At 68.7% G+C, this 7,338-nt stretch carries 5 protein-coding genes and 1 pseudogene; 3 read left to right on the top strand and 3 right to left on the bottom strand.

Going from position 1 to position 7,338, the window contains the following annotated elements; translation table 11 throughout:
- The 3 genes and pseudogenes from MMF94_RS42940 to kdpF form a co-directional block, all read right to left on the bottom strand.
- Positions 1-257: pseudogene (locus MMF94_RS42940) on the bottom strand (potassium-transporting ATPase subunit B); the annotation flags it as partial.
- Positions 258-342: 85 nt separating this feature from the next.
- Entirely contained in the window at positions 343-2,016 is a 1,674-nt protein-coding gene (gene kdpA / locus MMF94_RS42935; protein ID WP_241043262.1) for a potassium-transporting ATPase subunit KdpA, read from the bottom strand.
- On the bottom strand, positions 2,016-2,108 hold the full coding sequence (gene kdpF / locus MMF94_RS42930) for a K(+)-transporting ATPase subunit F (protein ID WP_241043261.1): 93 nt from the start codon (positions 2,106-2,108) through the stop codon (positions 2,016-2,018). Before kdpF ends, kdpA begins: the two co-directional genes overlap by 1 nt.
- A gap of 445 nt (positions 2,109-2,553) precedes the next feature.
- On the opposite strand from kdpF, the gene MMF94_RS42925 reads away from it, so the two are divergent.
- The 3 genes from MMF94_RS42925 to MMF94_RS42915 all read left to right on the top strand — a co-directional run bounded on the left by MMF94_RS42925 (position 2,554) and on the right by MMF94_RS42915 (position 7,234).
- Positions 2,554-4,116, top strand: coding sequence for a Na+/H+ antiporter (locus tag MMF94_RS42925; protein ID WP_241043260.1), 1,563 nt, complete (start codon positions 2,554-2,556; stop codon positions 4,114-4,116).
- Positions 4,117-4,353: 237 nt separating this feature from the next.
- Positions 4,354-6,264 (top strand): APC family permease, encoded by a 1,911-nt coding sequence (locus MMF94_RS42920; protein ID WP_241043259.1) that lies wholly within the window; start codon positions 4,354-4,356, stop codon positions 6,262-6,264.
- 484 nt (positions 6,265-6,748) lie between these two features.
- On the top strand, positions 6,749-7,234 hold the full coding sequence (locus MMF94_RS42915; RefSeq protein ID WP_241043258.1) for a glutathione peroxidase: 486 nt from the start codon (positions 6,749-6,751) through the stop codon (positions 7,232-7,234).
- The last annotated feature ends 104 nt before the right edge of the window (positions 7,235-7,338 follow it).

Raw genomic sequence — 7,338 nt, 5'->3', positions numbered from 1 at the left:
GTGAACCACAACCACACCGCGATCCACCACGCGAACACCGACGGCTGAATGATCGCCATCACCGTCACGACAACGGACCCGACCCAGACCACGAACATCACCGGGTTGCGCAACTGCGTGCGCGGGTCCAGCTTGCGCAACGCCTCCGGCAACGACTCCCACAGCTGGCTCGGGCTGAACGCTCCCGCCTTGACCGCCTGGCCCGGTACGGGAGCCGGCGCGGCCGGACGCTCACGCTCCTTGACTTCGAGACTCACGCCCGCTCCTCGCTGACGCTCGTGTGCCGCAGTTGTGCCGCGGCTGTGATGGGGGACAAGAACGTGCGCTCACGAATGGCCGTCCTCATGAGAGGGCCTCCGCGATCGGCCCGAGCGCGAGGGCCGGGAAGAACGTGAGTGCCGCGACCAGGATGATCGTGCCGCCGACCAGCACTCCGAACAGAACGCCGTCCGTCGGGAGGGTGCCTGCACTGGCCTCCACCCGCTTCTGCTTCGCGAGCGAGCCGGCGAGCGCGAGCACGGCGAGGATCGGCACGAACCGGCCGAACAGCATCGCCAGGCCGAGCGTGGACTGGAAGAAGTCGCTGGTCACGGTGATGCCGGCGAACGCACTGCCGTTGTTGTTCGATGCCGACGTGTAGGCGTACAGCACTTCCGAGAAGCCGTGCGAGCCGTCGTTGTTGAGCGCGTCCAGCGTGCTCGGCAGCGCGATCGCCAGGCCGGTGCCGATCAGCACGAGCGCCGGCATCGCGAGGATCGAGATCGAGGCCGCCGTCACCTGCACCCGGCCGAGCTTCTTGCCCAGGTACTCCGGGGTGCGCCCGACCATCAGCCCGGCCAGGAACACCGCGATGATCGCCAGCACCAGGATGCCGTACAGGCCCGTACCGGTACCACCGGGCGCGACCTCACCGAGCAGCATGTTCAGGATCGTGATCCCGCCGGCACCGCCGGTGTAGCTGTCGTGCATCGAGCTGACGGCGCCGGTCGACGTGCCGGTCGTCGAGATCGCGAAGAGGATCGAGCTCGGTATCCCGAGCCGGACCTCCTTGCCCTCCATCGCCCCACCAGCCGCGATGGCCGCAGGTCCGTTCGGGTTGGCCTCGGACAGCCAGGCCAGGGCGACGAACACCAGCCAAATGACACCCATGACCACGGCGAGGACGACACCCTGGCGGGTGTTGCGGACCATGGTCCCGAACGTCCGGGTGAGGGCCACGGGGATCACGAGCTCGAGGAAGTACTCGAAGAAGTTGCTCAGCCCGTTCGGGTTCTCGAACGGGTGCGCGGAGTTGGCGTTGAAGATGCCGCCGCCGTTCGTGCCCAGCACCTTGATCGCTTCCTGGGACGCCGTGGGCGCAAGCGGCAACGTGTGCGACGAGCCGTCGACGGAGACCACGTCGATACCGGAACGGAGCGACATCACCACGCCCATCGCCATGAGAACGATCGCGGCGATGAACGAGATCGGCAGCATGATGCGTACGACCGTGCGGGTCAGGTCGACCCAGAAGTTGCCGAGCCGGTCCGTGCTGTGACGCACGAATCCGCGAATCAACGCGATCGCGACCGCGATCCCGACAGACGCCGACACCACGTTCTGCACGGTCAGCCCGGCCATCTGCACCGTGTGACCGAGCACCGTCTCCGGCACGTAGGACTGCCAGTTCGTGTTTGTCACGAATGAGACCGCGGTGTTGAACGCCATCGCGGCCGGCACGGTATTGCCGTCGACGCCCCGATCGAATCCCAGCGGCAGCAGCGGCTGGATCCGCTGCATCAGGTACAGCAGGATTACGCTCACGAAGGAGAAGCCCAGCACACCGGCTGCGTAGGTGCTCCAGCGTTGTTCCGTGGTGGCGTCGACCCGGAAGACGCGGTAGAAGGCGGCCTCGATACGCCAGTGGTTCTCACTCGTGAACACCCGCGCCATGTAGTCGCCGAGGGGCTTCCACAGCAGAGCGAGGACCAGCAGAATTGCGCCGACCTGGATCAGGCCGGCAACTGTCGAGGACATCAGAAGCGCTCCGGTCGCAGCAACGCGATGAACAGGTAGACGAGCAAGCCGAGTGCGACAAGCCCGCCCACGATGTAGGAGGCCGAGTTCACAGCGACTCCAACCCCCTCAGGATCACAGCCAGCGTCGCGAATCCGGCTATCACCAGAACCACGAAGGCCAGATCGGCCATCAAAACCCCTTTTACGTGAACGTGGCCCGCCCATGCGGCAGACTCGGGCCGCGGGGAGTGTCGTGTGCCCGTGCCAAGAAGTAACACAGGTCAACACGGTCTTGACGCGATTTACCGTTGACCTTGATGCAACCTTGACGGCCGTGTCGCGCGCCGCACATCGCGCCAGGCATCTCGCCACCTGCGGTCCTTTATGGATGTCTTGCGGTTCCTTGGGCCAGACGGAGACCCGCAGGCGCGCCAGCCGCGTACTCGCACCCGGAAAAACGTCCACGCGCGTCGGCTCTCGCACGTAGGCTGCCCTCGGAGCGCCGGGAATCTGGTCGGCAGTTGTGTCGCAACTGCCGAGGAGGCCCGCGCCGTCGATGCACAGCGTCGAAACAGTCCTGTTCCTGGTCGCCCTTGCCACGGTGGTGGCCACCTTCGCCAGACGCCTCCAGCTCCCCGCGCCGACCCTGCTGGTCGTGGTGGGTGTCGTCGTCGGCCTGCTCCCGGGCGTCCCGACCATCGAGGTCACGCCGGAGCTGGTCAGCCTGATCGTCCTGCCGTCCCTGCTGTTCGCCGCGGGGGAGGAACTGCCCTGGCGCGAGCTTCGGTCGGTGTGGCGGTCCGTCACCGTCCTGTCGATCGGTCTGGTGGCGGTCTCCGCCGCAGCCGTGGCCTTCCTGACGGTCCTGCTGACGCCACTACCGTTCGGGATGGCGTTCGTGCTGGGTGCGGTCCTTGCCAGCACCGACCCGGTGGCCGTCACCGCGCTGGGTCGACGGCTCGCGCTCCCGCCCCGGATCCAGGCCCTGGTACTGGCGGAGAGCCTGTTCAACGACGCCACCAGCCTGCTGCTGTTCCGGGTCGCGCTGACGGCGGCGGTGGCCGCGGGATCGATCACGTGGGCCTCGACGGCCGGCACCTTCGCACTGCTCGCCGGCGGCGGTGTCCTCGTAGGGGGTCTGGTGGCACTGGGCGCCTACGTGATCCGGCGCCGGACGATGGACCCGGTCCTCGAAACGGTCGTCTGCCTGCTCACGCCCTACCTCGCCTATGTGGCAGCCGAGTCGATATCGGCGTCCGGGGTGACCGCCGTGGTGGTGACCAGCGTCATCCTCGGCACGCAGGCCCGGAAGCTCACCACCGCCCGGATCCGTCTGCAACTGAACGCCGTCTTCCAGACCATCGTCTTCGTACTCGAGCGCGTGATCTTCGGGTTGATCGGCATGCAGCTACCCGGCCTGGTGAGCAGGCTCGCGGGGAACCAGTCCCAGTGGCCCCTCCAGGCCCTGGCGATCGCCGCGACGCTGGTGGTCGTCCGGGTGCTGTGGATCTTCCCGCTTGCCGCGCTGTCCCGGCACAAGTCGGACGGCGCGCTGTCCTGGAGAGCGCCCGTCGTGGTGTCGTGGGCCGGAGCACGGGGGGTCGTCCCCCTCGCCGCCGCCCTGTCGATTCCCCTGGCCGAGGGCTCCTCGGTCGGGCAGACCGAACGCGACCTGGTTCTCGTGCTCACCATCGCGGTCATCGTGATCACGTTGATCGGGCAAGGCTTCACGCTCGCGCCGCTGGTCAACAGCACCGGAATCGCGCTGACGGCCACCCATCTCAGCCAGGAGCAGGCCACCGCCCGGGCACAGCTCGCCGAGGCAGCGCTGCGCTATCTCGACGACATTCAGGACTCCGAGACCGCACCCGAGTTCACCATCGAGGAGCTCCGGCAAAGCTGGAAGGCCAGGCTCGCCCGGGTCGTGGCGCGCGGTAGCGCGGATCCCGTGGAGACGGCGGCGTCCACCGCCTACCGGCAACTCCGCCAGGACCTGCTCAACATCGAAGCGGCCGAGCTCGAGCGGTTGCACGAGCAGGGCGCCGTCAGCGACAGCACCCGGCGCCGTATCCACCACATCCTCGATCTGGAACAGGCCGGCCTGTCCGACAACCCGTGAAGCGCAGTCTTCCGCGCTGTCAGGGGTATACAGCAGCTTCTCAAACTCCGCCTTGTCGCGGACGCGGTCGTTCTTGACGCGCTCGCGATGAGTCATCCGGGTGTGCTGCGTCACTCGTCAAGAAGTCGTGAGGAACAGCTGCCCGATATCGGCCGCGGTCGGAAGATCACCGCCGCGGGGTGCAGCCGCCTCCGCAGGCATGACGGCGGCTTTCTCTGCCGCAGGAAGAAGCTCCTGATGACCCAGGTCGCTGCCGGTCTCCGCCGCGTACGGCCGGTGCGCCCCATCGCAGAGGAACGCCACCGGCTCACCGCGACGACCGGCATCGCCGCTCTCGGGCTGGACGCGCTGGCGTCCTGCGCGTACGGCCCCGAGTCGATCGTGCTCGCCCTGGGCGTGGCGGGCGCCGCAGGGATCGGGCTCACCGTGCCGGTCACGCTCGTGATCGTCGGGCTGCTGGCCGTGCTCGTCGTCTGCTACCGGCAGGTCATCGCCGCGTATCCCGACGGCGGCGGGGCCTACACCGTCGCCAGGGACAACCTGGGACGCCGGGCGGGCCTGGTGGCAGCAGCGTCGCTGGTGGTCGACTACGTGCTCAACGTGGCCGTCTCCGTCGCCGCCGGGGTGGCCGCTCTGACGTCAGCGTTCCCCGAGTTGCTGCCGTGGACCGTGGAGCTGTGCATCGCGGTGCTGATTCTGGTGACCGGCGTGAACCTGCGCGGCGTCGTCACCGGCGGGAAGCTCTTCGCGCTACCCGCCCTGGTCTTCGTCGGATCGCTGGTGGTGCTCATCGTCGTGGGCCTCGTGCGCGGCGGCCCGATGGCGCCGCTACCGCCGGCGGATCCGGTGATCACGCCGCAGGCCGTCGGGATCCTGCTGGTCCTCGCCGCGTTGGCGAACGGATGTTCCGCCCTCACCGGGGTGGAGGCGATCGCGAACGCCACGCCGTCGTTCCGCACCCCGGGCCGTGCGCGGGCACGGCGGGCTGAGGCGGGGCTCGGGCTCATTCTCGGCACCTTGCTGATCGGGCTCGCCGTACTGGTCGAGATGTTCCATGCGGGTCCGGTGACAGGGCGCACGCTGCTGTCTCTGCTGGCCGAGGGCTCGATCGGGACGGGCACGTTGTACGTGGTGGTGCAGTTGGCCACGGTCGTACTCCTCGGGCTCGCCGCCAACACCTCCTTCGGCGGACTCCCGGTGCTGGCCGCGCGGCTGGCCGCCGACGGGGCCCTGCCCCACGTGTTCGGCCTGCGGGGAGACCGGCAGGTCTACCGCGCATCGATCGTCGTGCTGGCGGTGTTGTCGGGCGCGCTGCTCCTGTTCTCCGCCGGCCAGGTCGCCGTGCTCGTGCCGCTGTTCGCCATCGGAGTCTTCGTCGGGTTCTCGCTCTGCCAGGCCGGCATGCTGCGGCACTGGTGGACGCAGCGCGGGCCGCGGTGGCAGCAGAAAGCCGCGCTGAGCGTGCTGGGCGTGACGCTGACCGGGGCAGCGGCGATCGTCCTCACTGCGGAGAAGTTCACGGCGGGGGCGTGGCTGATCGTGCTGGTGATCCCACTTCTCGTGCTGCTGTTCGTCGGTGTGCGGCGCTCCTACGCCCGGATCGGTCACGTGCTCGAGGTCGACCAGTGCCCGCAGCCGCCCAGGCCCACAGCCTCCGTGGTCGTGGTGCCCGTGGTCGGCATCAGCAGGCTGGCCGAGGAAAGCCTGTCGGCGGCGCTGTCGATGGGCAGCCGGACAGTTGCCGTGCATGTCGTGCTCGGTGAGGAGAGCGAGGACCGCGCGCAGGCCGACGCATTCCAGGATCGCTGGCAGGAATGGCGCCCGGACGTCCCCCTGGTGCTGCTCACCGCCGTCGACGAACGCGGCAGGCCCAGCCGGGTGCTCGGGCCGGCGATCGCGCGCTACCTGCGCAGCGTCTCCGAGCCCGCAGGGGAACGCGCGCTGTTGCTCGTCGGCGAGGTCGCTCCCGACCACTGGTGGCAGCGGGTGCTGTTCAATCGGCGCGGCGCCGTGGTTGCCCGCTATGCCGAGCGGCATACCGACGCCGTCGTCTGCCGGCTGCGATTCCGGCTGCTCCCTCGGCGGCACGGCGAACCGGCGCACACCGCCACCCAGAACCGAACTCTCGTACCCACGCAGACCGTGTGATCAGACCGCCACGGAATCGGCGCCACGGAATGGCTCATCCGCGGGGAGACGCCCTCTTCCCGGCTGCCCATTCTCGCCTACGCCGGGGTACCACTGTTCCTTTACGCGCCTCGTGCCGCGCGCTGACGGGTGGGCGATCCTCGTGCTGGCCGGGCGCTGCCCTTCTCGCGAGAACCGGCCAGGCGTGACTCCGATCTCCATTTCGCATTCGACGACGTGCCCCAGAGGAGCAGTCGCGGTATCCGGGTACGGCGACCGGGGCCGTCTCCGATCTCGATGGGATAACGCGGGTACTCACGGCGGGCACATCACCGTCCCCTCACCTCGGCGCCGGCCCGTGCTCGACAGTGACCAGGCCCCGGTGATCACCTGGACGGCCCACTCGGCAACCGCAACCTACGCAGCGGGCAGCTCCTCGGGCTGCCGTTGTGACCGGAAGGTCGTCCTTGGCGGCGGCGCCACGGCCGGTCGTAGGCTCAGGATCATGGCTCTCTACGACACCCCGATCGCCGCGCTCAACGGCGAGCCCTTCGATCTCGAGGCGCTACGCGGCCGCGCCGTGCTGGTGGTCAACGTCGCCTCGAAGTGCGGCCTGACCCCGCAGTACACCGGCCTCGAGGAGCTCCAGGAGCGCTACGCCGAGAAGGGCTTCACCGTGCTCGGTGTGCCATGCAACCAGTTCGGCGGCCAGGAGCCCGGCACCGCCGAAGAGATCGCGACCTTCTGCTCCGCCACGTACGGCGTCACCTTCCCGCTCACCGAGAAGATCGACGTCAACGGGGACACACGCCACCCGCTCTACGGCCAGCTCACCGCCACCCCCGACGCCGAGGGCGCGGCAGGCGACGTGCAGTGGAACTTCGAGAAGTTCCTGATCGGCACCGACGGCACCGTGCTGCGCCGATTCCGTCCGCGCACCGAGCCGACCTCGCCGGAGGTCACCGAGGCGATCGAGGCCGCCCTGCCGTAGCGGTCGGCCACGCTCGATAAAGGCATAAAAAATGTGGGCCCCCGCCTTCCGGCGGGGGCCCACAACAAACGTTGAATGTCGGCGGCGACCTACTCTCCCACACC

It is taken from the genome of Pseudonocardia alaniniphila (genome assembly GCF_022524485.1).
In the GTDB taxonomy this organism is placed as follows: domain Bacteria; phylum Actinomycetota; class Actinomycetes; order Mycobacteriales; family Pseudonocardiaceae; genus Pseudonocardia; species Pseudonocardia alaniniphila.
This window is presented reverse-complemented; position numbering and strand designations above follow the sequence as displayed.

Coding starts and splice junctions, on each gene's coding strand:
- kdpA (WP_241043262.1), bottom strand. CDS start 2,016: ATGTCCTCGACAGTTGCCGGCCTGATCCAGGTCGGCGCAATTCTGCTG.
- MMF94_RS42925 (WP_241043260.1), top strand. CDS start 2,554: ATGCACAGCGTCGAAACAGTCCTGTTCCTGGTCGCCCTTGCCACGGTG.
- MMF94_RS42920 (WP_241043259.1), top strand. CDS start 4,354: ATGACCCAGGTCGCTGCCGGTCTCCGCCGCGTACGGCCGGTGCGCCCC.
- MMF94_RS42915 (WP_241043258.1), top strand. CDS start 6,749: ATGGCTCTCTACGACACCCCGATCGCCGCGCTCAACGGCGAGCCCTTC.